Raw genomic sequence first — 26,962 nt, forward strand, 5'->3', positions numbered from 1 at the left:
CGTTGCCCGCAAATTTTAGGGAAAGATGATGAAACTAGTTGGTCTGGTAGGTTGGCGTGGAATGGTAGGTTCGGTTTTAATGCAGCGTATGCAGGAAGAGGGTGATTTCGCTCACATCGAACCAGTGTTTTTTTCAACTTCCAATACAGGTGGCACGGCTCCTGCAATGGCAACGAATGAAAAGACATTAAAAGACGCAAATGATATTGATGCATTGAAGAAGTGCGACATTATTATTACCTGCCAAGGTGGCGAGTATACGACGGAAGTTTTTCCCAAATTACGTGCGGCTGGCTGGAATGGTTATTGGATTGATGCAGCTTCTAGTTTGCGTATGGAAGATGATGCTGTGATCGTGCTCGATCCAGTCAATCTGGACGTGATTAAGTCTGCATTGAATCGAGGAGTTAAAAACTACATTGGCGGTAACTGCACTGTGTCTTGTATGTTGATGGGCCTGGGTGGTCTGTTTCAGCATGATTTGGTCGATTGGATGTCCTCAATGACTTATCAGGCGGCCTCTGGTGGCGGTGCGCAGCACATGCGTGAGCTCTTGACTCAGTTTGGCAGTATTAACGCTGAAGTAAAGGCGTTGCTCGATAATCCCGCAGCGGCAATTTTAGAAATTGATCGTAAAGTGCTGGCTAAACAGCACTCTTTTACTGATGATGAAACGAGGCAATTTGGCGTTCCGTTAGCTGGTAATTTGATTCCGTGGATTGATAAAGATCTGGGGAATGGCGTTTCTAAAGAAGAGTGGAAAGCAGGCGCAGAAACTAACAAGATTTTGGGTAAGGGCGCAGCTTTTGGTTCGGCGCCAATTCCAGTTGATGGTCTATGTATTCGTGTTGGCGCAATGCGTTGTCATTCGCAAGCCTTGACAATCAAGTTGAAGAAAGATGTACCGCTGGATGAGATCAACGACATCATTGCCCAGAATAATCAGTGGGTTAAAATTGTCCCTAATGAACGTGTTGCTTCTATGCGTGATTTAACACCTGCCGCCGTTACTGGTAGTCTGACAATTCCGGTCGGGCGTTTGCGCAAAATGCAAATGGGCGGTGAGTATTTATCGGCGTTTACAGTCGGCGATCAATTATTGTGGGGTGCGGCAGAACCTTTGCGCCGCATGCTACGTATTTTGATTGCCGATTAACTCAACAGTTTTCATTGTCGTTGTTAAAAAAGGAATGATTTTTCATTCCTTTTTGTTTTTTTCCCCATATTTGGTGCTTTTATGACTTGATTGTCAAACTGCAACAACGATTTATCTAAATTGGAAATGGTTTGGCTTCTTAATGTATTTACCATAGTTGCAAATCGAGTTAAGCTTATAGCGCTAATTTTGTAATGTTATCTTGAGACAATATGATGCATTCATCCAAAATTTATTACGATTGCTATCGCTAACTGGATCTGTCAAATTTCCCAAATATGTCCTATAAAATGCATAACCATAAACGCTTACCGATGATCTCTCTCGGACGCAAAGTGCTGGGTACAGCGGTAGCCTCAACTTTGTTCATGTTCTCCAGCGCAAACGCTACAGGTCTTGGCAAGTTGACGGTGTTATCTGCTCTGGGGCAGCCACTACGTGCTGAGATCGAATTAACATCACCGAACAAAGATGAAATTGGTTCGCTAGTGCCGAAGTTAGCTTCTGCTGATGCATTTCGCCAAGCAAGCATCGATTTAAACCCGGCATTATTATCTCTGCGCTTTAGCGTTGAGCAACGTGGATCGGGATATGTCATCCGTGTTAGCTCAAATCAGGCCATGAATGAACCGTTTGTGGATATGTTGTTAGAACTAAACTCTAGCAATGGTAAGTTGTTGCGTGAATACACATTTTTGTTGGATCCTGCAGAATTGAGAAATAGTCAGTCAGCTCAGGTTGCCAATCCGGTCAACGTGCCAGGTGCTACACAATCTAGCTCCAATCAAACATCCGTGCAAAGTAAGGCTGATACTGGTTCGATAAACACCGCGCGAGCGAGAGATAAGAAAGTAACCGGACTAAAAAATGAATCGAGTGTTCCCGCTAAATCGTCTGGTGACTATCAAGTCAAAATGGGAGACACATTAAGCAAAATAGCAGGCGCATATAAGAGTGATGGCGTTTCGCTAGATCAGATGCTTGTTAGCTTGTATAAGGCAAATCCACAAGCGTTTGCGGGGAACAACATGAACCGCCTGAAGTCCGGGCAAATTCTGTCTATTCCTGATGTAGATGCAAGCCGCTCTATTTCCTCCGGCGATGCACACTCTACGGTTATGGCACATGCTGCTGATTTTAGTGCTTATAGAAACAAGTTGGCTGGTCAAGTAGAAAGAGCACCTGCTGAAAAAGTAGTTGCGCCGAAGCAAACAGCCAGCGGAGTGATTACGGCTAAAGTAAAAGAGGTGCCGACCGCTACCAATGAAGCATTAGATAAATTGAAATTATCTAAAGCTACTCCAAGCGCGTCAGCTAAATCTACGACTGGTAAAGTACTAGCAGAGGAAGATAAACTCGCCAAAGATAAAGCAATTGCAGACGCGAATGCACGGGTCAAAGAGTTGGAGAAAAACGTCGAAGGCTTGCAAAAAATACTACAAATAAAAGACAAGGATTTGAGTGACAAACAGGCCGCCGCGAAAAAGATGGCTGCTTCTACTTCTGCCCCAGTGGCACCAATTAATTCCCCCGCTGTTGACAGTGTTGCAGCCAGTACTGTAGCTGCTTTAGTACCAGCATCGTCAACTGCTGCAACTCCAACTCCAGCTCCCAAACGTAAAATTGCGCCTCCGCCACCTCCACCACCTGAGCCAGGGATCTTTGATGGAATTATGAGCAGTGGGTTTGTATATCCCATCGCTGCTATCCTTGCACTATTAGGCGGATACGGCTTTTACTCTAACCGCCGCAAGAAAAGCCTACAGCAATTTGAAGATAGCATCTTGACCGGTTCGAGTATGAAGGCTAATTCTATGTTCGGATCGACCGGCGGCCAGAGTGTTGATACAAATAATAGTGTATTTAACTCTAACTTTGCGCCATCTGCTAGCCAATTGGATGCAAATGAGGTTGATCCGGTCGCTGAAGCTGATGTGTATATCGCCTACGGACGTGACTCCCAGGCCGAAGAGATTTTAAAAGAAGCACTACGTACTCAGCCCGACAGACATGCGGTCAGAGTTAAATTGCTCGAAATTTATTTCACTCGTAAAGATGTGAAATCATTTGAGCGTTTGGCTGGCGAATTGTATGGAATGACAAGCGGTGATGGTGATGATTGGGCGCAAGCTGCATCTATGGGAATTGTATTAGACCCTCATAATCCGTTATACGCAGGTGGAAAAGCTCAGGTTGATTCTAATGCAACAGGCTTGGGTTCTGGCACCCAGCCATTAGAAGATTTGGATCCAGACGCGTTACTGGCAAATTCTTTGTCCCACGATATGTTGGAGTCGATCAGCATTATAGATACAGCTGCTGGTCTGCATAGTGAGCCTGTCGCTCCTGCTTTAGATCAAACAAGCATGAGCTTTAATATGGTTGATACCAAAGATGCAATGGTGCCTTTGGATTTTGATTTGGACACGCCAGAATCAGAGCCGAAACATGAATTTGATGCACCTCAGTTACCTATGAGTACAAAGGGCAACGCAGATAAAATTAAGAGTGATTTTCCTGAAGACCAAGAAGTAGTTGATTTTGCTTCAATTGATTTTGATCTTGGTAATGATTTAGAAGAGGAAATCGTAGCGGATACACCCAAGATAGTTGATCCGAATGAAAAGCAAGATGCTGATAATAAGACAGATCCTTTGGATTTAGACATCAATCCAGTTGAGCAAAATCCAAAGCAGCATGACAACATTGTTTCTTTTGATTCAATGTCATTAACTGCCAGTGATAATACAGTTGAAACTCACGAGGAAACGGTTTCTCAAGTCAGTACTGGTGATGTGGTCGAAACAACCAGTACTTCTCCTGCTGCTTTTGAGTTTGATTTATCAGGAATTGATTTTGATCTCGACAATGAGTCATCTAAACCGGATACACATGACGTGATCGTCGCGGAGACGCCATCTTACAATGCAGAAATGGCAACTAAGCTTGATCTTGCCGTTGCCTACCATGAGATCGGCGATAAAGACGGAGCGCGCGAATTATTGGATGAAGTAATAAAAGGTGGTACACGAGACCAAATTGCTAAAGCACAGGAAATGCTAACGCATTTATCTTGATTTAATTGGTACTTCCCGGCGGGCGCAACTTTTGGTTGGCGCCCGTTTTCGTTTTGATGATTGAAAGGATAAAGTAGAATTTCTGGTCTGATGTCGCTAGCTTGTATAGTTTCCTAGTATACTCCTGGTGAGTATAATTATTCGTCTATATATTAATTGGGTAAGCAGGGATTTTTTGAGAAAAGTATAGGTAGTATATTGAAGTTGTTAATGCTAATAATTACTTTTTCGTTCTTTAATAGTTTGCTTACATTTTATCTAAACCTTGATGTTTTCTTTAAATAATTGAATTTGTGAGTTTGAATTGAAACGTCTTGTTCTTGGTGTGCAGTATGATGGTAGCCGATGGCATGGTTGGCAAACTCAGCCATCCGGTCAGACGGTGCAGGACGCGCTGGAGAAGGCTCTATTTGCTTTTGCTAAAGCGCCTCTCAAGACGACTTGCGCTGGGCGTACTGACGCAGGTGTTCATGCTCTTGAACAAGTAATTCACTTTGATACCGAGTTAGATCGAAGTATGTATTCTTGGATGAATGGGGTGAATGCATTTTTGCCAGATTCAATTGCTGTTCTTTGGGCAACTGAAGTGCTATTTGATGACCCTGATGCCCAAGATAATTTTCATGCTCGGTTTAGTGCTTACGCAAGGACTTACCATTACGTTCTTTACAATAATCCTGTGCGTTCCCCACTTTGGGCGCAGCGAGCTGGCTGGGTATTTCGTCCGCTCGATGTGAGTAAGATGCGCGAGGCAACTTCTTATCTGCTTGGCGAACATGATTTTACGGTCTTCCGTGCTGCCGCATGTCAGGCTAAATCACCAATAAAGCATATGTATGACGTGCAAATACGCCAGCAAGGTGATTTGCTTATCTTTACCTTGCGCGCCAGTGCGTTTTTACATCACATGGTACGCAATATTATTGGTTCCTTACTTTTTGTAGGCATTGGTAAAAAAGAGCCTGATTGGATAAAGCATTTGTTGATGAGTCGTGATCGTAGTTTGTCCGCACCAACTTTTATGCCGGATGGTTTATACCTTGCAAAAATTGATTACGATAAAAAATGGAATTTATCACAAAATAAAAACGATAATTTCTTAGGATCGTTACCGTTTAAAGATTCTCAGTTAGATAGTTAAAGGCGGAAATATATGTGCTGACTGTTAATTTTTTAATGTATTTTTGGCCTTTGCTTTCTTGCCTGAACATGATTTTTGGGCTTTCCCTTACAAAATCCGGTAAAATGTAGCTTTGCATAACCCAAAATTGAGGCGCTCGCCTGGGGACCATTGCCCGGCTCAGAGCGCCTTTTTTTTAACAGGCCTTTCCTCTCCCTAATGAATAACATCCGCAATTTTTCAATTATTGCCCATATTGATCATGGCAAATCAACACTTGCTGATCGAATTATCCAGTTGTGTGGTGGTTTGTCTGACCGTGAAATGGAAGCGCAAGTTCTTGATTCTATGGATATAGAACGTGAGCGCGGTATTACCATCAAGGCTCAGACAGCAGCATTGCAGTACAAGTCTCTTGACGGAAAAATATACAATTTAAATCTGATCGACACCCCCGGACACGTAGATTTTAGTTACGAAGTAAGTCGTTCTTTGTCGGCTTGCGAGGGTGCTCTATTAGTCGTAGACGCATCGCAAGGGGTGGAAGCTCAAACAGTAGCAAATTGCTATACCGCGATCGAATTAGGTGTAGAGGTTGTGCCAGTCCTGAATAAGATTGATTTGCCGTCAGCAGACCCAGACAATGCGATTAATGAAATTGAAGAAGTCATAGGGATTGATGCCAGCGACGCAGTTCACTGCTCGGCAAAAACAGGCTTGGGCGTTCAGGCTGTTTTAGAATCTTTAATTATTAAAGTTCCCCCGCCAAAGGGAGATCCAGATGCCCCTTTGCAAGCCTTGATTGTCGATTCCTGGTTTGACAACTACGTTGGTGTCGTGATGTTGGTACGTATAGTTAATGGTACTTTACGACCAAAAGATAAAATTTTATTCATGGCTACAGAGGCGCAACATCTAGTCGAAAGTGTCGGAGTTTTTACGCCGAAATCTTTGTCCCGCACTGAGTTGTCGGCTGGGCAAGTTGGTTTTATTATCGCTGGTATTAAAGAGCTTAAGTCAGCCAAGGTTGGCGACACCATTACGATTGTAGGCAAAGCTGCTAAAGAGCCTTTGCCAGGCTTTAAAGAAGTACAGCCACAAGTGTTTGCGGGTTTATTTCCAGTGGAGGCAAATCAATATGATGCATTGCGTGACTCTCTGGAGAAGTTAAAGCTCAATGACTCAGCCTTAATGTATGAGCCAGAAGTTTCTCAGGCGCTTGGATTTGGATTTCGTTGCGGATTTTTAGGTTTGTTGCACATGGAGATTGTGCAAGAGCGTTTGGAGCGCGAGTTCGACATGGACTTGATCACCACCGCCCCGACCGTTATTTATGAGGTCGTAATGGCAGATGGTAGTATTTTGATGGTAGATAATCCGTCAAAAATGCCCGAGCCTTCAAGAACTGAAGAAATACGCGAACCTATCGTCACCGTCAATCTTTATATGCCGCAAGAGTATGTCGGTGCAGTAATTACTTTGTGCACGTCAAAACGTGGCGTGCAACTTGACATGAACTATCACGGCAGGCAAGTCAAATTGACATACGAAATGCCCATGGCAGAGATTGTGCTGGACTTCTTTGATAGACTGAAATCAACATCCCGTGGTTATGCCTCTATGGATTATGAGTTTAAAGAATACCGTGCGGCAGATGTTGTTAAAGTGGATATGTTGATTAATAGCGAGAAAGTAGATGCGCTAGCAATTATTGTTCATAGGGCGAACAGTCAGTATCGTGGTCGGGCGGTCGCTGCCAAAATGCGTGAACTTATCCCAAGGCAAATGTTTGACGTAGCTATTCAAGCTGCCATTGGCGCTAACATCATTTCACGTGAAAACGTTAAAGCCTTACGTAAAAACGTTTTGGCCAAATGTTACGGTGGCGATATCAGTCGTAAGCGGAAATTATTAGAAAAGCAAAAAGCGGGCAAAAAGCGAATGAAACAAGTCGGCTCTGTGGAAATCCCACAAGAAGCATTTTTGGCAATTTTACAAGTGGAAGATAAATGAGTTTTCAATCAATTTTAGGTAACTTTGCATTAATTCTTTTTGTATTGATGATAACAACCGGAATCATCTGGTTTCTCGACATGTTTGTGTGGGCTAAGCAACGACGATTGAAGGCAGATCAAGCTTTGGCGAGTTTTGATGCGCGTAATGCAAAACTGACTGCAGATGGGATTCGCTTGCAAGAGGGTGGACGCTTAGAACTAGAGTCGACTTTGCTAAAGCAGCCTACTTGGGTGGAATACTCTGGTAGTTTTTTTCCAGTGATCGCGCTTGTGTTTTTTTTACGCTCTTTTTTGTATGAACCTTTCAAAATACCATCGGGATCAATGTTGCCGACATTATTTGTTGGCGATTTGATTTTGGTTAATAAATATACTTATGGGATTCGTTTACCTATCATTGATAAGAAAATATTAAATATCAATGATCCTAAACGTGGGGACATTATGGTGTTTAAATATCCAAAAGATACCAGCCTAAATTATATTAAACGTGTAGTTGGCGTACCCGGCGATAGAATAGTGTATAAAAACAAGCGTTTATTAATTAACGGTAAAGCATTATCGTACGAGGCTATGCCAGATTTTTTAGACGATACACTTACGTATTCTAAGCAATTTAGTGAGAATTTGACCGGCGTACAACATAGCATTTTGAATGATGATCAGAAACCAGTTTTTGTGGATAGCCCTGACCAATTTCCAAAGCATGAGTCATGCTCGTACGATAGTTTCGGTTTTGCGTGTACGGTACCTGAAAATCAGTATTTTATGATGGGTGATAATCGAGACAACAGCGCTGACAGTCGTTATTGGGGATTTGTTCCAGATCAAAATATTGTTGGTAAAGCATTTGTAATTTGGATGAACTTTAGTCATCCAAAAAGAATCGGCAGTTTTTAATAACTTGTGGAGTTGCATACTTATGCAAAATATAAAAAATCAGCGCTTTGGCCGACAGCTAGGTATTACGTTTATTAGTTTGATATTTATGCTGGTTATCGTTGGGATGATTGCAATGATAGGGATAAAAATTTCCCCAACGGTGATTGAATTTATGTCTATCAAAAAAGCTATACAGTCAGCAAAACAGTCAGGTGCGACAGTACGTGAAATACAGATTGCATTTGATAAACAAGCAGAGATTGGATATTTTGATGCGGTTGCAGGTAAGGATCTTTCCATTGTAAAAACTAGTGATGGCAGTATGGATGTTAGCTTTGCTTATACAAAAAAAATTCCTTTATTTGGACCAGCTAGTTTATTACTGGAGTATGAAGGTACAACGGCAAAAAATGGGACAGTCCCCAAAAAGCAGGAATAAGCAGATCTCGTATGAATGAACAATTATTGCAAAAGAGATTGGGGCATCAATTCAAGAATGCAGCTTTATTGCAGCAAGCTTTAACGCACCGTAGCCACAGTGTTTTGCATAATGAGCGCTTGGAATTTTTAGGTGACTCTATTTTAAATTGTGTGGTTGCTTCGCTTTTATTCGATAGCTTCGCCAATATTGATGAGGGTGATTTATCTCGAGTTAGAGCAAATTTGGTAAAACAGCAATCTTTGTATGAGATAGCGCAAAGAATTGAGTTGTCTCAGTTTTTACGCCTGGGCGAGGGGGAGTTGAAATCTGGTGGCTTCCGTAGGCCATCTATTTTGGCGGATACCTTAGAAGCCTTGTTTGGGGCGATTTTTTTAGATGCGGGATTTGATGCCGCACGTGAAGTGATTAAGTCTCTATACTCACTAGTCCTGGTTACAATAGATCCAACTACTTTAGGCAAAGATGCTAAAACATTGCTGCAAGAATTTTTGCAGAGTAAAAAAATAGCCTTGCCTCAATATAACGTTGTTGCTACACATGGTGCTGCTCATAATCAGGAATTCGAAATTGAGTGCCTGGTTCCAAAATTAGAGATACAAGTATTTGGCGCTGGCGGTAGTCGCCGTGCCGGTGAGCAAGCAGCAGCAAAGCTGGCTCTGGAAACTGCTTTAAATTTACTTGCTAAAACTCCAGCATCTCGCAAAAAGAAACCCCGGACGTCACAACTTAAACTAGCTGGAATAGCAACGGTACAATCAGATGCGCTAGCTAACGCATCGGCTGATGATAATAAATCTAACGGTTCGACACAGAAATCTTTGTTAGACATATCTAGTAATCAGCCCGCTGCAAAAACTGACGTTCTAACGCATCAATCTCAACCTAAGATCGCATGACCGATATCATTAATAACGCAGACTTTCGCTGCGGCTATATAGCCATTGTTGGCCGTCCTAATGTAGGGAAATCTACATTGATGAACGCCTTGATTGGCGCTAAAGTCAGTATAACTTCACGTAAGGCACAGACGACGCGTCACAGAATCACAGGAATTCAGACAAAAGACAGCACTCAATATGTGTACGTTGATACTCCTGGTTTTCAGACCCTTCACTCGAATCCCTTAAATAAGACTTTGAACAGAACTGTCACGACTACTTTGACAGCCTCGGATGTCATTTTATTTATTATAGAGGCAGGTACTTTTGGTGCCGCCGATCAACAAGTAATTGATTTGTTACCAAAAGATGTTCCTTGTATTTTAGTGATCAATAAGTCGGATCGAGTCAAAGATAAAGCAATCATGATGCCGTTTGCGCAAAAAATTATGGCTTTGTATCCTTTTGCTGCAGTGGTGCCTGTGTCGGCTACTTTGAGATTTCAACTGGAAAATCTTGAGGGTGAAATAAAGAAATATCTTCCATTGAATCCTCCTGTTTTTGGCGAGGACGACATTACTGATCGTAGCGAAAAGTTTTTAGCAACTGAGATCGTCAGAGAGAAGTTATTTCGCTTTGTAGGTGATGAGTTACCTTATACAAGCACAGTTTTGATCGAGAAGTTCGAACAAGAAGGTAATTTGCGTCGGGTATTCGTTGCGATTCTTGTGGACAGAAATACTCATAAATCCATGGTGATTGGAAATAAAGGCGCTAGATTAAAAGATATTTCTACTCAATCACGTCAAGATATGGAGAAGCTATTTGGTGGACCTGTTTATTTAGAAATTTGGGTTAAAGTGAAATCTGGCTGGGCCGATAACGAAGCTGGTTTGCGCGCCTACGGCTACGAATAGCGACATCATGAGTGTGCAGGTAATAGATCTGAATGCAGATGTTATATCAATCACAGAGCTTGTGGCTAATGCTTCTGCTGAGCCATCCATAACGGTAAAACCTGCCACAAAATTTCCTCGAAAATCATCTGTAATCTCCAAAGCACCGCGTACTAAACCAATGACCAAAGATGTGCGCATCTTAGGTCAGCCTGGCTTTGTATTACATTCATATCCCTACAAAGAAACTAGCTTAATCATTGATGTATTTACTCGTGATTACGGGCGATTAGCGTTAGTAGCTAAGGGTGCCAAACGACCACATTCTCAGTTGCGTAATATATTGCAAACCTTCCAGCCTTTAACTATGTCGTGGAGCGGTAAATCAGATATTAAAACGCTTAGCGCCGCAGAATGGGTTGGCGGCATGCTCCCGTTAGAAAAATCGGCACTACTGTGTGGATTTTATCTAAATGAATTATTGGTTAAATTTTTGATGCGCGATGAGCCATGCCCATCACTTTTTGATCATTACGTTTCTACCATAAATCAGTTGGCACATCAGGAGCCTGCTTTGATTGTTTTGAGAAAATTTGAGCATGCGTTGCTACGAGAGTCAGGCTTTATAGGCGACTTGACTCGTTGTTACATGACGAAAGCGACTGTGCTGAATCAAGAGCTTTATATAATTGATCCTGAGCTTGGTGCGCGTCCAGCGCGCCCATCAGACACGACTCCCCGCGTCAACGGTAAAACTCTGATTGATATGCATGCCGGAGAATATCAAGATCCCATAACCCAATCTCAAAGTAAAATGTTAATGCGCTTTTTACTGGCTCATCACTTGCATGGCACGCCACTCAACACTCGCCAAATTTTGATTGATTTGCAAAATCTATGAACATACATCAACAAACTCAAACCATTGAACTTGGTATCAATATTGACCATGTCGCTACCTTACGCAATGCACGTGGTACCAATTACCCTGATCCCTTGCAAGCTGCATTAATGGCGGAAGAGGCAGGTGCTGATTGCATTACTTTGCATATGCGTGAGGATCGCCGTCATATCAAAGATGCAGATGTTGAACGTATTCGTCCTCAACTCATTACGCGTATGAACTTAGAGGCTGCAGTAACAAATGAGATGATCGCCTTTGCTTGCAAAATAAAACCTCAAGATGTTTGTTTAGTGCCGGAACGCAGAGAAGAGGTGACTACAGAGGGTGGCTTAGATGTGGTTAAGTATTTTTCTCAAGTGCAGGCGGCGGTACGTCAGTTACAAGCGGAAAGTATTCGCGTCAGTTTATTTATTGACGCCGACGCACAACAAATTCAGGCGGCATCTGAGACAGGTGCAACGGTGATTGAGCTTCACACTGGTCGCTATGCTGATGCGAATGACAATACACAGCAAGCAGCAGAATTACTCCGAATTAAACAAGGAGCTTTGGAAGGCATAAAGCGAGGATTGAAGGTCAATGCGGGACATGGTTTGCATTTTACGAACGTGCAGACAATTGCGGCAATACCTGACATTTCTGAACTCAATATAGGCCATGCTATTGTTGCTCAAGCGGTTTTTGTTGGTTGGAAAAAAGCGGTGAGTGATATGAAAGCGATTATGAGTCAAGCTCGTTCACATGCGCTTTGATTGAATCAGTAATGATCTACGGAATTGGTACCGATATTGTTCAAACAAGTCGCATAGAATCATCTGTGAAACGACATGGTGACCGCTTTGCAGAAAAAATTCTCGGTGTCGACGAACTGACGATATATCATCAACGCAAAGCTAGTACAGAAGTTCGTGGTTTGCAATTTTTAGCTACACGTTTTGCGGCCAAAGAGGCATTTTCCAAAGCAATCGGGCTGGGAATAACCGAGCCGATGAATTGGTCTTCTGTACAAATACTAAACCTAAGTAGTGGCCAGCCTATCATATCGACCATTAACGATTTATCTGACTGGATGAAAGCGCGCGGCCTTACTGCACGTGTATCTATTTCAGATGAAACTGATTACGTAGTTGCTTTTGTCATCGTAGAGAAAAATAGTGACTCTGATGTCTGACGATCAATCAAAAAAATCAGTAGATAATGCTAGCGATATTGTTATTGATACTGTTGCTAAGCTACCTAATTTGCCTGGCGTTTATCGCTATTTTGATTCGCAAGATCAAGTTCTCTATGTCGGTAAGGCACGTGACTTAAAAAAGCGTGTTTCAAGTTATTTTCAAAAAACTGCAAGTAGTCCACGCATTGCAATGATGGTGGAGAAAATTGCACGGCTTGAAACCACAGTCACGCGAAGCGAGGCTGAAGCTTTGATTTTAGAAAATAATCTGATCAAAGCTTTACGTCCGCGATATAACATTCTTTTTCGTGACGATAAATCTTATCCCTATTTAAAAATCACAAATCAAACTTCTCCGCGTATGACTTATTATCGCGGTGCTGTCGATAAAAAACACCAATATTTTGGACCATTTCCATCAGGATGGGCGGTCAAAGAATCAATGCAGATTCTTCAGAAAGTATTTTTGCTGCGTAGCTGTGAAGACAGCGTTTTTTCAAACCGCACACGTCCTTGTTTGTTACACCAGATTCATCGCTGCAGCGCTCCCTGTGTTGACATTATCTCGAACCAAGACTATCTAGTTGATGTGGAAAACGCGTCCAAATTTTTGCGTGGACGGCAATCTGAAGTAATGCAGGACTTAGAAAAGAAAATGCTTGCGTACTCGCAAGAACTTAAGTTTGAACAAGCGGCATTGGTTAGAAATCAAATGTCGGCTTTGTCAAAAGTGTTACATCAGCAAAGCATGGAAACTACCGGCGATGCTGACATCGATATCATCGCAGTGGTCGTTGAAGGTGGCCGTGCTTGCGTCAATCTGGCAATGGTGCGTGGTGGACGTCATCTTGGTGACCGTGCTTATTTCCCGTCTCATGTTGATGATGCGCAGTTTGCTGCGGAAGATTCTATTGAGGACGAAGTCCTTTCAGCATTTTTAGCTCAGCATTATGTCGATCAATTTATTCCTTCCACCTTGGTTTTGAACATGGTGTTGGACGCACCCGATTTAATGATGGCGCTGGCAGAGCAATGCGGACATCGTATCCATCTTTCGTTTCAGCCCCAAGAACAGCGTCGTGCTTGGCTTGAGATGGCGGTAAAAGGCGCGCAACTGGCTTTGGCGCGTATGTTATCCGAACAAGGCTCGCAGCAAGCGCGGACACGTACCTTAGTCAATGTTTTGGAGTTGGAAGTCCAAGACATTGAAACCTTACGAGTAGAGTGCTTTGATATTAGTCACACTCAAGGCGAAGCTACGCAAGCGTCTTGCGTCGTATTTCATCATCATGCGATGCAAAATGGAGAATATCGCCGTTATAACATTAGCGATATCACGCCTGGAGATGATTACGCTGCTATGCGGCAAGTGCTGACCCGACGTTATGAAAAAGTTGCGAATGGTGATGGTGTAATGCCTGACGTCGTATTGATCGATGGAGGCAAGGGACAAGTTGAGATCGCGCGTCAGGTCTTCGTTGAACTTGCGCTCGATATTAGTTTGATTGTTGGTGTCGCCAAAGGGGAGGGACGCAAGGTCGGTTTGGAGACACTGGTGTTTGTCGATGGCAGAGCACAAAAACAGTTGGGAAAAGAATCTGCTGCCTTGATGCTGATTGCACAGATTCGGGATGAGGCGCATCGCTTTGCGATTACTGGAATGCGTGCAAAGCGAGCCAAGGCTAGACAAAGCTCACAGTTAGAGGAAATAGAGGGTATAGGTCCTAAGCGCCGTCAACGCTTGCTGGTGAGGTTTGGTGGCTTAAAAGGTGTTTCCGATGCGAGTGTTGATGATTTGGCTTCTGTGGGGGGTATTTCTCGTCAGTTAGCTGAAGAAATTTACAAGCGATTGCGTTAGCCAAATATAATACGAAGAATAATATGATGATTCACAGGTATATACTTTTTCGATAATTACAGATGCCATTCAACATTCCTATATTGCTTACTTGGTTGCGCGTGGCACTGATTCCTTTGGTCGTTGGTGTTTTTTATTTGCCAAATACATGGCTCAGTTCATTTGACCGAAGCTTAGCATCAACCTTAGTATTTATCGTTGCCGCTGTGACTGATTGGTTCGATGGATTTTTAGCTCGTCGCTGGAATCAAACCTCCGCTTTTGGTGCTTTCCTCGACCCGGTAGCAGATAAGCTAATGGTCGCTGGCGCTCTTTTAGTTTTGGTTCAATTAGATCGGGTGAACGCAGTAATCGCCTTCGTCATTATCGGTCGTGAAATTACGATCTCTGCATTGCGTGAATGGATGGCACAGATCGGAGCATCAAAATCTGTTGCAGTGAGCTCATTAGGTAAGATAAAAACTACTGCACAAATGGTCGCGATCCCGATGTTGCTCTATTACGATAATTTATTTGGCGTGATTGATACGGCATATTGGGGTGCCTGGTTATTATTGATTGCTGCAGTTTTAACCGTGTGGTCTATGTTCTATTATTTGCGCCGTGCATGGCCTTTGATCAAAGAGTCCACGGACAAAATGTCTTGACAGTGAAATTGGCTGATATATAATGTGCCCCTGTCTTTGATGCGGGAGTAGCTCAGTTGGTAGAGCGCAACCTTGCCAAGGTTGAGGTCGAGAGTTCGAGACTCTTCTCCCGCTCCATTAAAGATGAAGTGACGTAAAAATTTGCGGGAGTAGCTCAGTTGGTAGAGCGCAACCTTGCCAAGGTTGAGGTCGAGAGTTCGAGACTCTTCTCCCGCTCCAGATTTTTGTGATTGCTTGCGGTAGATTGTAAATGCGGGAGTAGCTCAGTTGGTAGAGCGCAACCTTGCCAAGGTTGAGGTCGAGAGTTCGAGACTCTTCTCCCGCTCCAGATTTTGAAGGGAAGCAGAGCTTCCCTTTTTTATTCAGTTATATGCTGAATAAAATTTTAGTAAGATTAACCGCGTTTTAATGTAAATAATTTAACTGGCGTCAGCAAGTAAAAATTATTTGAATTAGAATAGTAACCCTTGGCGGGGTAGCAAAGAGGTTATGCAGCGGCCTGCAAAGCCGTTTAGAGCGGTTCGATTCCGCTCCCCGCCTCCAGAATTTACTTGTTAAATCAAGGACTTAGCCCACTTAACCAGTGGGCTATTTTTTTTGTTTCATCGAAAAAAGTTCAATTAAATCCACCTAAAGTCAGCTAAAAACAGTGTTTGGGGTGGCATGCCACCCAACCAAAAGCTCATTGGTCGTCAATGCGGGTTAAAAAGAGGAACGAAAATCATGGCTACAAAGCGTAAGCGAGGAACCGGCTGGGAGTACATCGTCAAACGTAAAGGCTTGCTGCCAAAACCGTGGAGCAGAACTTTTCAAGATGAAGTCGAGGGCGACGAGTTTGTCGCAAAGCTTGAGGCGCTTTTAGACGCCGGTATCGTGCCAAAAGAAATGCTGGATGACGAAAAGTCCTACAAACTTGTTGGCGACGTCATCAGGGACTATCTAATCGCGTCCTCAGTCAACGATTCAGATAAGAAGCTCCTGAATGTTGTATATGCCCGAATCGGCGCTTATAGGCTCTCTGAGGTCAACTACACATGGGTTGAAACATGGATTTACACCATGAAGACGCAGCTCAATTTAAAACCAGGCACAATTCGCCATCATGTAGGTGCTTTGGCGCGATGCTTTGATTGGGCTGCAAGAAAAAATGTTTCGCAGCTAATGACCAATCCTATCAGAATGCTTCCCAAAAATTACGCTCAATATAACGATAGCGACGCAATCGCGGCCATTGCCAATAATGACGAGTATGTAAAGCAGGAAGATGATGAACGCGACCGCCGCTTAGAGTCTGGCGAAGAGAAACGGATTCGTGATGTGCTAGACCGAATTAAGAGCGACAACAAAGAGCGTCCGTTTGCTTTGCCATATCAAGCGGCGTTGGAGTTGCTATTTGACTTGGCGTTGGAAACGGCGATGCGTATGCGTGAAATCTATACTCTAAATATTCATCAAATCGACTTCCAAGAAAAAACAATTTTTCTCTATATGAAGAAGTCAGATTATGCGACTAAGGTCAAAAAGCTTAAGCGCCAAATCCCGCTGTCTTCTGTGGCCATTCCAAAAATCAAAGAGTATATGGAAATTGTGGCCAGACAAGAGCGCGGTATGGCGGGATTTAATTTTGATTCTGGTCGCTTATTTCCTTGGGCTGGCGTCGATGAATCAGAGCGAAAGTTTGCTCAAATTACTTCGCGGCTTTCTGGGCAGTTCACTCGCATATTTGTTGAAGCAGAGTGCTTCGATCTAAAATTTCATGATTTGCGCCATGAAGCCACGTCAAGGTTTTTCGAGCGGACAAAGATGACCGAGTCCAAGATTATGAAAATTACTGGTCACAGCAGTAGTCGAATGTTAGCCCGATATACTAATTTGCGCGGAAGCGAACTAGCTAAAGAAATGTGGTGATTAATATTGGCTTAAATCAGGCAGAGGTTTTCTAGTCTTTACTTTTGACTTTGACACGCTGGGCATAATGTTAGAGACTGCCGCGTCCAAATCTTGCGATACGGTCGCTCGTGCGCGCCGCTCTCTGACTTGCTTACGCACTTCCGCTTGGAGATATTCTACGAGGTCATTCTCTAAGAAGACCCACTCGCGACCGATCTTCGCGCCAGGCAATTCACCACTTCCGGCGAGTGTTAGCGCATGTGTTCTTCCAATGTTTAAAAAAGCCGCAGCTTCGTCAATTTCAAATGTTTTCATATTCCTCTCGCCAACCTGCGAAAGGTGCAATCTTATACAAAAATCCAAGTTATAACAAGTCAGTGCTGACTGATTTATAAAAAGATATGGTTAAAAACATGTTATTTATAATGCGTACTATTACGTAAGTAGTGTAAAAAGACTATTATTTATTTTTGTGGTGAAGTAGACTCAGAGCAAGTTACAAGGTGTAACAATTGACAATTGGTAAAAAATAAACGTGTCATAATTTTTGGTATAAAATTAAAACGAAAACATCTTTTCTAGGCAGCGAATTAAAAAATGAATAAAAAAAAAGGCACTTAATTTAAGTGCCAAATTATTTGAAGTTTAGTAGCGGTCATGAAAATAATTATTTAAGCCTAATTTTTCAGTGCATTTTTTTGGTGACGCTGACTAATCTTTTGAAAAGCTTTTGCTAAAATTTCATGATCTTCCTTGTCTACAAGTCTTGTTTCCTGAATATTAAGATCGCGAACGAGCGCCACAAGATCAAGTTCGTATTTGGTCAAAACGGGTTGCGACAGAATGTCATTTTGAATGGTATTCCAAGTGCCAGGTTCGTATTCCTGCATAACAAGACGATAAAGATAGAGCTTTTCTACGTTAAGCGCTTTTGCCATAAGCGCAATTTTATCAAGCGGGAGCTTACTGGCTCCTTGCTTGATCATTGTGATCATATTTGGCTTTGGGAATCCAACTTCAGAAGCGATTTGCTTTTGGGTCTTTCCGGATATTTCAATTCGGTTGCTGATAAATTCCGCAACGGTAAGTGGAGCAGAGGCAGAGTTGCCTGCATTGATTGATGGATCGGAATCGACGGGAATGTTTGTAGTCATACGGCTCTCCTAAATTTAATTAACGATTTGATATTTTGTTGCCTCGTTTGCATTATAGCTAAAGAAATAAGTCTATGCTTACTTACTTGGGTGATAGTTTAGCAAAAAAAACGAAAATTTAATAATTTTTTATAGCGATTGTATATATATCCAACTGTTTCAATGACGGACTAATAAGACACCTGCGGTAAGACATCAAAGAAATAAGTATAAAAATCACTTTAAAAATAAGTAAGCGCTGAGCTATAATGCAAATGCGTAATTAAGCAAGCAATCTAAAAGAAAGGTACAGAAATGTCGGAGAATATCGGAGCAAGTATGAAAAAAATCACGCATGAGGAATATACAGATTTATATACGGATTCAAGTCTTACAGAAACGATGAATTTAGGTAAGGTTGTCGTGCATCGGATACGTCACGATAAATTAGGCGACGTTACTATTATGATGACGTCCGATGCAGTTTGTGGAATTATCAGCAACAACTAAATAATCAAAGCAGCCCGTGGCTGCTTTTTCTTTGTCAGGCAACATTACAATTATAGATTGCGCATCCTAACTAGCGTCTTTATAATAGATTTAATCAGTCAACGCTGACTTAATCTAAAAAGGGGAAACTAAATGGATGAGCAAATCCACATTATTCGTGAAGCTGTCGTAAGACTTACTCAGATGTTAGCAGGCAAGGGGATTCAAGTAACGCAGTGCGGAATCAGCGCATACGTAAAATCCGATCACACTGGTCGTCCATTCTTAGTCAATCTTCCTTACATACCAGACAACGCCAAGCGTGACTTGATCGATGCTATTCAAGGCTTCTTGGATCACGAAGTCGCTCATATTTTATTTACTGATTTTGCCGTCATGGGTAAGGCTGGCTCAAATGGCGGCCTGCTGAACGCCGTTGAAGACACTCGCATCGAGCGCGAAATGGCTAAAAAGTTTCAAGGTTCGGCACTTAATCTTGAAAATACTGGAAAATTCTTTCTCGACAAATACGTAACGCCGCGTCTGGCTGAAGCGCGTAAAGCTGGCGACACTAATGCAGAAATTGCTTCACTGATGGTTCCGCTCATTCGTGCTATGTCGGGTCAGGCAATCTTCAAAGAATTTATGAAGACGAACATGGGTCCGATTCAGGACGTGTACGACAAAATTAAAGACCTGACGCCAAAGCTTGAAACCATTAAAAGCACAACAGAGGCTCTGGAAATGGCGAAAACAATCTCGAAGCGTATTAAAGAAGAAGAGCAGCCAGAAAATGAAGAGGCTCCATCTCCGCCAATACCGATGCCAAAACCTAAAGCTAAACCGCCGTCATCAAGCAAAGAAAAGCCAGATGACACGGAAGAGAAAAACGAGGACGAAAAAGAAAACGATCCGAACGAAAGTAAGCCTGACGCAGAAGCGGACGACGGTAGCGCTGGAGACGGCAAAGGCGATGATGACTCTGGCGAGGACAGTGAAGACGGCGTATCTGCTTCCGCACCGTCAGATGGCGATGGAGATGACGAAGGTGACGGAGACGACGACCATTTTGCAGAAGCAGATGGGGGAAGCCTTACAAGTGGAGGGAAAGTCGATATTGCTAAATCTGCGGCAGCGCTTTGGAAAGCTATAGACAAAGAAACCTCCAACGACTACGACAAGTCCGTATCGGCGGCAATTACTGATTCTGCCGCAGCGACAGCAAAAGAAGCCGACTACCTGATTTATACCAAAGATAAGGACGTTGTTGAGAAGCTGCATATTGGCAGAGACTACAAAGACACTATGCTGACCACGTTGGAAGATAAGGTCAACCACATGGTCGGCCCATTGCAGAAAGACCTTGAGCGCGCCATCGCATCACGTTCGTTATCTTCTTACACTGCCGGACATCGCAGCGGTCGTCTTCATTCAGCAAATTTGGCGCGCTTAGCTTTAAATGATGATCGTGTATTTCGCCGTAAGCACGAAGCGACAAGCAAGGACGTTGCGGTTGAGCTGGTTGTGGACTTATCAGGCTCTATGCAAGGCGAAAAAATCACTATTGCGTCGCAGGCGGCTTATGCACTGGCTAGCGTTTTAGAGCGCATTGGTATCAAGAGCGAGGTGATATGTTTCACTACCGGCGAAGCATCTGCGGATGTCAGCACATTAACTGCCGAGCGAATAAAAATTGGACGAAGTTTTAGTCGCTATGAATCGCTGTATATGCCCATTTTAAAAGGCTTTGATGAGCGCATGACAACGGAAGTGCGTAAGCGTTTCGCCTGGGTTCCTAACGTCGATGGAATGATGAATAACAATGTCGATGGCGAGTCTATTGAAGTGGCTGCGCGTCGTCTGCTATCTCGTCGCGAGTCCGGCAAGATTATGATGGTGTTATCTGATGGTGCGCCTCATTGCGCTGGGGAAACTCGCACATTGCCAGCGCATTTAAAGCGCGTCATCAAGGATGCAACCAAGTCGGGCATCAATGTTATTGGCATCGGCATCGACTCTCACGAAGTCCAGAAATATTATCCGAAGTATTTGGTTTTGAAAAATGTCGCCGACTTGCCGACGGTAGTAATGAAAGAGTTGCGTGCCTTAATTATTAAGTAATTAGGCTACTTTTAAAATAAGTCAGGACTGACTTGTTATTCCTGACTTTCATCAGTATCATTGAATCTGTTGAACGAGAAATCATCTTTAAATTAATGGTCAAATGACCGGAGGAAATATGAGCGATAAAATCGAATGCCAACTGTGCAAATCAAAAGAACATTCCATTCGGACACATCTTGCGAAGGCTCATCCTGGCGTTACGCTGGAAGAGTACAAGTCGAAGTTCTCAGATGCGCCGCTGTTGTCTGAGGTGGCGAAAGACCTCATCAAGAAGAAGCAAGCTGAAAAAGCAGCCGCAGCTCCAGCAGACGAGACTAAGGTCGAAATGAGCGGCACTGCCGCCTCAGTTACTACACTGATGCCAAAAGGCGCGATCGTCAAGAAGCCACTACATGAAGTTTTTGACTTGGGTAAAGCGACTGCGGCAATGTCTTCACGCGGCGAACCTATTCCTATTTCGGTATTGACGCCTCACAGTCATCAAAATATGGTGCCGGAAATCTCCGACAACTATGTGTACGACATTGACGAATTAAAGAATGTGATTCTGGCGCAAGAGCTGAATATTCCATGCTTAGTATGGGGTCACAAGGGTTCAGGCAAATCAGAATTGCTGGAACAAGTCTCCGCACGAACCAATCGTCCATCACTGCGCATTCAACATACGGTCAACACTGAAGAAAGCCATATTCTTGGTCAATGGACTGTCAAAGGTGGCGAAACGAAGTTCGAGCTTGGCCCTCTGCCTGTTGCGATGATGAACGGCTGGACCTACTGCGCCGACGAATATGATTTTGGTATGCCATCTGTTCTCGCTGTGTATCAGCCAGTATTAGAAGGTAAAGCGCTCGTCATTAAGGAGGCGCCAGAAGAGTTGCGTGTTATTAAGCCGCACAAAGACTTCCGCTTTGTCGCAACTGGTAATACGAACGGTTCCGGCGACGAGACGGGTCTGTATCAGGGAACATTGATCCAGAACAGCGCTAACTATGACCGTTTCGGCATGGTGATCAATAAGAAATACATGGACAAAAAAGCTGAAAGTCAGATCCTTCAGAACCATTGCAAGCTGACGCCGGCCGACGCCGAAAAGATGGTCGAGTTTGCCTCACTGGTGCGCGTCGCTTATGACGGCGCAAAAATGAGCGACACTATTTCGCCTCGCACTTTGATCTACGCAAGCCGTATTGGTGTGATGCGCGGCTCTTTCCGTCAAGGTCTCAACTTATCCTTTATCAGCAAGCTCACGTCACTTGATCGCCAAGTTGCCGAAGGTCTCTCCCAGCGTGTATTTGGCAGCTAAATTATGCATCCGACAATCGAGTTTAAAGATCATGTCGGTCTGGTCCACTTGCAAGCTAAAAAAGGCTTCAAGTGGGCAGATGGGGCTAAAAGTGGTCTGACCTATGATGACATGTTCCAGGAAGCGTCAGTGGCATTTGTAATGGCGAAAGAAGGCTTTAATCCAGATTTGGGTATCAAGTTCTCTGCCTATTTTTCACAAGTGGCGTTTTCGCATTTCAGAAGAGCTATAGGGCAGATGACTGGCGTAAAAAATCTGAACCCTGAGCAGAAGCAAGAAATCGAGGCTTTAAAAGAAGAGAACCAGCGTCGAGCTGCCGCCGCCTTACCTCCATTGATGGGCTGTAACTATGGCATCAAATCGACAAACTTCTCTGAAATAGGCGCCGAAGATGAGAGCTTTGAGGGTTTTGAATCAACGATTGATTCTGGAATGGATACACCTGAGCAAATTCTGGAGTTCCATCAGATTGTTGAACAGTCTATCGAACGCTTGTCACCAATTGCGCAACTGATCGTGGAATGGTTACGCGACCCGCCAGCGCAATTGATCGCCGAGCTTGACTGTCAGATAGCTCACGCTGACCAAATGGAAGAGACGGGCAGCAGTCAAGCGGCTTGGCGTTTTCGAGAAGGTCTAAGTATTAGTAAGGTTGGCAACTTCTTGCAAATGCTTGGCGATATTCCAAGAGGCAAGTTGGTATTGGCAGAAAACGAACTGCTAAACGTAGTCACGGATATTGAAAAGGCGTATCGATATGGAAGTTGAATTGTTGAAAAGCGTGGCGCCAGGTTGTTTCGGGTCAGCAAGCGTGTATGGATCAGATTCTAAGACATGCAAAGCTTGTATGGCTTTTGAAGAATGCGGCGAGCAATCAATCAAGACGCTGGAGTCGATTCGCGCACAGATTGACGTTCGTGACTTGCTGGCTCGTCACTCCAAGACAAGAAGCTTATCGAATATGCAGCCTCCCAATGTCAGTCAGCCTGTCGACTCTTCACCTATTCCAGTTAAGCAGCCAAAACAACTTGCTTCGGTGATAGAAAGAAAAACGCCAACGCAGCGCGTTAATTTTCATATCAGCGAAACGGACTTGGGCGTGCTTGCGCGTATGGAGCAAGCCAGTACAAAAGTCGCTAAGCAGGCGTTGGTTTTATGCAAGCAAGACAAGATCAACGAGTGTCGCAGCCAGCTACCTAAAGGTGTCAATCCCTTTACTGAGAGCGGGCCACGTTTCTTTCGTATCGCATGCGACATGCTGATTAGTGGCGGGTTCACGAAAGCGTCTTTGAAAGCAAAGTTCATAGAGGAGCTTGGTTGGAACGAAGGCACCGCAGGGCCTCATGTTGCCTTAACTGTAGGGGTATTAAACGGCTTTGGTATCGTCAAAGTATCGTTGCCTGACCTCTTTATTCTTAATCCAGAACTCAGTCGATAAACTACAGACTGAGCGCAACAACCACAAAGGATTCTTTAATGGATATATCTCATGCCTTGAGTGTAAGAAGCGACTTCTCAATTGGCAAATCATTACTCCAGGTCGATCATATCGTTGACAGTGCTAAGCTGCATGGATATGAGTCTGTAGCTATTTGCGACAACATGTCACTGCATAGCATGGTGGATTTTGCTAATCGCGCCAATAAAGCAGCGATTAAGCCAATCATCGGCTGCGTTTTACGCGTCGTGAATGACCCGACATATCGTAAGCCAGCAAAATCGACTGGCATTAAAGAGCTACCTAACCGCATGGTGACGATTAAGGCTTACGCCAAAAACGAAAAAGGTATTTCATCGTTGATGAAGTTGCTTTCTAAGGCGAACAGCAAAGAATATTTTTACTACTACTCACGCGTTGGATGGGATGACGTTTTAGATCTCGAAGGCGTTGCGATCACAACCGGCGACTTTGAGAATTTGTGGCATCACGAAAATGCACATGATATTTTGGCGAAACTAATAACTCGCTTTGGTCGTAACGATGTCTTTGTCGAGCTAGTACCAATCAATACGCCACTATTTGATACGCTGAATGAGAAGGCGCTACGCTCAGCAATCACGCATAAAGCGCAAACGCTGGCGACCTATCCTTTCTTATACCGCGATGATGCAGACGCGTCCACGCTAGACGTTCTCAATGTCATTACAACGCAAGAGAAAATGTCTACCACGTATCGTCCTAAACAGTTCATTAAGGACTTCGGCTTCAGACCGCCTCTAGCAATTGCGAAGCGTGTGTCTGAAATGGCAAAGCGTATTGTCACACATTACAAATTTGCGCCGACAGAAATAGCCCCATTAGTACGTGAGTCCGTCACCAACATTGGCGTGTTTGCAGAAAACTGCAATTACAGTTTTAAGAAACAGCCAGTGTCTTTGCCACTAATGGCAGCAAATGAATTTGAGGCACTGGGCAAGAAGTGTATTGAGGGCTGGAAGCGTCGTTTCTCACGTCCGGTTATGGGCTATCTTCCAGACGCGTCTATTCTTCCTGTGTACAAAGAGCGCTTGTCCTATGAGTTGTCGGTCTTGAAAAAGATGGGCTTCGCTGGCTACTTCTTGCTCGTGGAAGACTTAGTTATGTGGGCAAAAAGCAATGACATTATCGTGGGTCCCGGACGCGGTTCAGTAGGTGGTAGCTTAGTCGCATACTTAATTGGCATTACTGATGTAGATCCTATTCGCTTTAATTTGCTCTTTGAGCGCTTCATCAACCCAGAACGCCAAGATTTACCCGATGCCGACTTAGACTTTATGTCCACGCGTCGTCATGAGGTGATCACATATTTGGCGACCAAGTATGGCACCGATCGCGTTGCTGGCATTTCAAACTTTTCTACACTGGCGTCTGCCTCCGCATTGCGTGACGCCGGACGCGTACACGATATTTCAGCGCTTGATTTATCAGCGACGAAGCTAGTGCCTAAAGAGCATGGCATTTCATTTACGCTGACTGAGGCGGCAAAGGTCGTGCCGGAGCTTGAGCGCTTTCGTGACACGCATACGAATATTTGGAACCACGCATTAAAACTAGAAGGCGTTATGCGTTCATTCGGTAAGCATGCTGCCGGTGTTGTTGTTGCTGGTGAGCCGCTGATTAATCGCGCCGTAGTTGAGACACGCGAGTCGGATGATGGTGTTCCAGTAGTCAATTGGGATAAACGGGTTGTCGAGGATTGGGGCTTAGTCAAGATGGATATTTTGGGCTTATCCACACTCGACGTATTGGAAATAGCTCGACGTTACATTAAAGACCGTCATGGCGTAAATGTAGTTTATTCAGAGCTGCCTCTGGAAGAGAAAGACATTATGGATTCTTTTGGTCGAGGCGACACAACTGGCGTGTTCCAGTTTGAGTCGGGCGGCATGAAGAAGCTATTACGTGATTTGGCAACGGGTGGGCGACTGACATTTGAAGATATAACAGCGGCGACCGCTCTGTATCGGCCTGGTCCGATGGACTCTGGCTTGATGGAGGATTTTATTCAGATTAAGCAGGGTAATAGAGACCCATATTACGACCATCCAAATATGGAAGCCGCTCTAAAAGACACTTACTCTGTGATCGTTTATCAGGAGCAAGTAATGCAAGTGGCGGTTGATCTTGCAGGCTTTACTAAAGCAGAAGCGGATAACCTTCGTAAAGCAATGGGCAAAAAAGACAAAGACAAGATGGCGGCAATGCGCGATCAGTGGATTGTTGGCTGTAAGTCAAAGTCAGGACTCAATGAAGTCGAGTCAAGTAATCTGTTTGACAAGATCGAAGCCTTTGCTGGCTATGGCTTTAATAGATCACATGCCGTCGAGTATTCCTGTATTTCATACTGGACGATGTGGGTTCGGGTTCGCTATCCGGCTGAATACTTCGCCGCATGCTTATCAATTGTCGCAGATGACAAGCTAACTGGCTTAGTTAATGACGCTCGCGAATATGGCATTGAAATACTGCCGCCAGACGTGAATAAGTCCACAGACCGATTCACGATTCCTGATGATAAGCATTTGCTTGCGCCGTTCTCGTCGGTAAAGGGCGTATCTGAGAACACCGCCAAAGCGATCATGAAGCTGCGGCATGACGCTCGTGAGGTCTCACTCGATGCGAAGGGTAAGAAGGTGTTTGGCGCACGTCTGGGTCGCTTTGAGTCGTTTGAACATTTCTCAACCTTGGCAGCAACTAAAGGATCGAAAGTGAATGTCGCTGTCGTGGCATCGCTAGAGAAGGTAGGAGCATTTGCCGCAATCGAGAAAGGTTTGCCAGCAAGGCATCCTGACCGTCGCCGCGACCAGACAGAACTCATGCCAGGATTAATCATCGACGCCGTTAAAGCAGACCGGACGACAGACGTGACGGACAAGTTCGTGCGAGCCAAAATCATTCACTTAGTTCAGGACTACCGCTCTTGTAATGGCTGTGATTTAGCAGACCAGCCTCATCCGGCGATTCGTTTGAAGTCGAATGTTAAGTTTATGGTCGTCTCGGACTGCCCTTCATGGCAAGAGGAGAAAGCGGACAAGCTTCTCGAAGGTGAGTCAGCGGAGTTTGTGAAAGCGGCAATCAAAGCGGCAGGGTTGTCTCCTGGCGATGGCTACTTTACGACGTTGGTAAAGGCAAAGAAGAGCGAGAAATTTCTTACTAATGCGCAACTTAATGGATGCTCTCAATTCTTTGACCGTGAACTAGAGCTGATTAAACCGGCTGTAATCGTAGCGTTAGGATCGGCAGCAATCAAGCGGCTCGTGCCGGGCATTAAAGGCAGCACTGCGGAGCTGGCGGGTAAGGTGATCTATGACTCTAAGCTCAACGCATCGATTGTGTGTGGCATTAATGCGCAGCAAATCATCTTTGATGAAACTAAGTTAGACATTTTGCAAGCTGTATTTGAAAAAGTTGCCGATATTATTTCTTAAAATAGTAAGTCATTACTGACTATAATAGTAACACGTTAATTTTAACCGTATAACCCATTAGGAGAT

Annotated in this window: 22 protein-coding genes and 4 tRNA genes; 24 read left to right on the forward strand and 2 right to left on the reverse strand. The window is 44.0% G+C overall.

The window, feature by feature from the left end; genetic code table 11:
- Positions 1–28: 28 nt before the first annotated feature.
- The 18 genes from asd (at position 29) to RGU72_RS04540 (ending at position 16,957) form a co-directional block, all read left to right on the forward strand.
- Positions 29–1,156 (forward strand): aspartate-semialdehyde dehydrogenase, encoded by a 1,128-nt coding sequence (gene asd, locus RGU72_RS04455; RefSeq protein WP_322118573.1) that lies wholly within the window; start codon positions 29–31, stop codon positions 1,154–1,156.
- A 368-nt stretch (positions 1,157–1,524) separates the two neighbouring features.
- Entirely contained in the window at positions 1,525–4,233 is a 2,709-nt protein-coding gene (locus tag RGU72_RS04460; protein WP_322121563.1) for a FimV/HubP family polar landmark protein, read from the forward strand.
- Positions 4,234–4,537: 304 nt separating this feature from the next.
- The gene (truA, locus tag RGU72_RS04465) at positions 4,538–5,374 is read left to right on the forward strand and encodes a tRNA pseudouridine(38-40) synthase TruA (protein WP_322118574.1); all 837 of its coding nucleotides are present in this window, start codon (positions 4,538–4,540) and stop codon (positions 5,372–5,374) included.
- Between the two features lie 198 nt (positions 5,375–5,572).
- Positions 5,573–7,366, forward strand: a complete 1,794-nt coding sequence (gene lepA / locus RGU72_RS04470) for a translation elongation factor 4 (protein WP_322118575.1) — start codon at positions 5,573–5,575, stop codon at positions 7,364–7,366.
- Positions 7,363–8,268, forward strand: coding sequence for a signal peptidase I (gene lepB / locus RGU72_RS04475; RefSeq protein WP_322118576.1), 906 nt, complete (start codon positions 7,363–7,365; stop codon positions 8,266–8,268). Before lepA ends, lepB begins: the two co-directional genes overlap by 4 nt.
- Before the next feature lie 22 nt (positions 8,269–8,290).
- A complete protein-coding gene (locus RGU72_RS04480) occupies positions 8,291–8,689 on the forward strand; it encodes a DUF4845 domain-containing protein (protein WP_322118577.1) in 399 nt (132 codons plus the stop codon).
- An 11-nt stretch (positions 8,690–8,700) separates the two neighbouring features.
- Complete coding sequence (gene rnc / locus RGU72_RS04485) at positions 8,701–9,588, forward strand: ribonuclease III (protein WP_322118578.1); 888 nt, start codon at positions 8,701–8,703, stop codon at positions 9,586–9,588.
- Complete coding sequence (gene era / locus RGU72_RS04490) at positions 9,585–10,487, forward strand: GTPase Era (protein ID WP_322118579.1); 903 nt, start codon at positions 9,585–9,587, stop codon at positions 10,485–10,487. The genes rnc and era overlap by 4 nt, the downstream gene beginning before the upstream one ends.
- A gap of 7 nt (positions 10,488–10,494) precedes the next feature.
- Positions 10,495–11,367 carry a DNA repair protein RecO gene (gene recO, locus RGU72_RS04495; protein ID WP_322118580.1) on the forward strand — a complete coding sequence of 291 codons (873 nt, stop codon included), beginning with the start codon at positions 10,495–10,497 and terminating at the stop codon, positions 11,365–11,367.
- On the forward strand, positions 11,364–12,122 hold the full coding sequence (pdxJ, locus tag RGU72_RS04500; protein ID WP_322118581.1) for a pyridoxine 5'-phosphate synthase: 759 nt from the start codon (positions 11,364–11,366) through the stop codon (positions 12,120–12,122). Before recO ends, pdxJ begins: the two co-directional genes overlap by 4 nt.
- Positions 12,123–12,133: 11 nt before the next feature.
- The gene (gene acpS / locus RGU72_RS04505; protein ID WP_322118582.1) at positions 12,134–12,541 is read left to right on the forward strand and encodes a holo-ACP synthase; all 408 of its coding nucleotides are present in this window, start codon (positions 12,134–12,136) and stop codon (positions 12,539–12,541) included.
- Positions 12,534–14,402, forward strand: coding sequence for an excinuclease ABC subunit UvrC (uvrC, locus tag RGU72_RS04510; protein ID WP_322118583.1), 1,869 nt, complete (start codon positions 12,534–12,536; stop codon positions 14,400–14,402). Before acpS ends, uvrC begins: the two co-directional genes overlap by 8 nt.
- Positions 14,403–14,464: 62 nt before the next feature.
- Positions 14,465–15,049, forward strand: a complete 585-nt coding sequence (pgsA, locus tag RGU72_RS04515; protein ID WP_322118584.1) for a CDP-diacylglycerol--glycerol-3-phosphate 3-phosphatidyltransferase — start codon at positions 14,465–14,467, stop codon at positions 15,047–15,049.
- Positions 15,050–15,090: 41 nt separating this feature from the next.
- Positions 15,091–15,166, forward strand: a tRNA-Gly gene (locus tag RGU72_RS04520).
- 26 nt (positions 15,167–15,192) lie between these two features.
- A tRNA-Gly gene (locus RGU72_RS04525) sits at positions 15,193–15,268 on the forward strand.
- Positions 15,269–15,301: 33 nt separating this feature from the next.
- Positions 15,302–15,377, forward strand: a tRNA-Gly gene (locus tag RGU72_RS04530).
- 141 nt (positions 15,378–15,518) lie between these two features.
- Positions 15,519–15,592, forward strand: a tRNA-Cys gene (locus RGU72_RS04535).
- 180 nt (positions 15,593–15,772) lie between these two features.
- Positions 15,773–16,957, forward strand: a complete 1,185-nt coding sequence (locus tag RGU72_RS04540) for a site-specific integrase (RefSeq protein WP_322118585.1) — start codon at positions 15,773–15,775, stop codon at positions 16,955–16,957.
- Here RGU72_RS04540 and RGU72_RS04545 read toward each other — a convergent pair whose 3' ends face one another.
- A complete protein-coding gene (locus RGU72_RS04545; RefSeq protein WP_322118586.1) occupies positions 16,958–17,254 on the reverse strand; it encodes a helix-turn-helix domain-containing protein in 297 nt (98 codons plus the stop codon).
- A gap of 362 nt (positions 17,255–17,616) precedes the next feature.
- Positions 17,617–18,093: a helix-turn-helix transcriptional regulator gene (locus tag RGU72_RS04550; RefSeq protein WP_322118587.1), complete on the reverse strand. Its 477-nt coding sequence runs from the start codon at positions 18,091–18,093 to the stop codon at positions 17,617–17,619.
- Between the two features lie 318 nt (positions 18,094–18,411).
- Between RGU72_RS04550 and RGU72_RS04555 the strand changes: the two genes are divergently transcribed.
- The 6 genes from RGU72_RS04555 to dnaE all read left to right on the forward strand — a co-directional run bounded on the left by RGU72_RS04555 (position 18,412) and on the right by dnaE (position 26,896).
- Entirely contained in the window at positions 18,412–18,582 is a 171-nt protein-coding gene (locus RGU72_RS04555) for a hypothetical protein (RefSeq protein WP_322118588.1), read from the forward strand.
- Between the two features lie 132 nt (positions 18,583–18,714).
- Positions 18,715–20,682 (forward strand): cobaltochelatase CobT-related protein, encoded by a 1,968-nt coding sequence (locus RGU72_RS04560; protein WP_322118589.1) that lies wholly within the window; start codon positions 18,715–18,717, stop codon positions 20,680–20,682.
- A gap of 103 nt (positions 20,683–20,785) precedes the next feature.
- Entirely contained in the window at positions 20,786–21,988 is a 1,203-nt protein-coding gene (locus RGU72_RS04565; protein WP_322118590.1) for a MoxR family ATPase, read from the forward strand.
- Between the two features lie 3 nt (positions 21,989–21,991).
- Positions 21,992–22,756, forward strand: coding sequence for a hypothetical protein (locus RGU72_RS04570; protein ID WP_322118591.1), 765 nt, complete (start codon positions 21,992–21,994; stop codon positions 22,754–22,756).
- 79 nt (positions 22,757–22,835) lie between these two features.
- Complete coding sequence (locus RGU72_RS04575) at positions 22,836–23,426, forward strand: hypothetical protein (RefSeq protein ID WP_322118592.1); 591 nt, start codon at positions 22,836–22,838, stop codon at positions 23,424–23,426.
- A 38-nt stretch (positions 23,427–23,464) separates the two neighbouring features.
- Complete coding sequence (gene dnaE, locus RGU72_RS04580) at positions 23,465–26,896, forward strand: DNA polymerase III subunit alpha (protein WP_322118593.1); 3,432 nt, start codon at positions 23,465–23,467, stop codon at positions 26,894–26,896.
- Positions 26,897–26,962: the final 66 nt, after the last annotated feature.

The organism is Undibacterium sp. 5I1, assembly GCF_034314085.1.
In the GTDB taxonomy this organism is placed as follows: Bacteria; Pseudomonadota; Gammaproteobacteria; order Burkholderiales; family Burkholderiaceae_D; genus Undibacterium.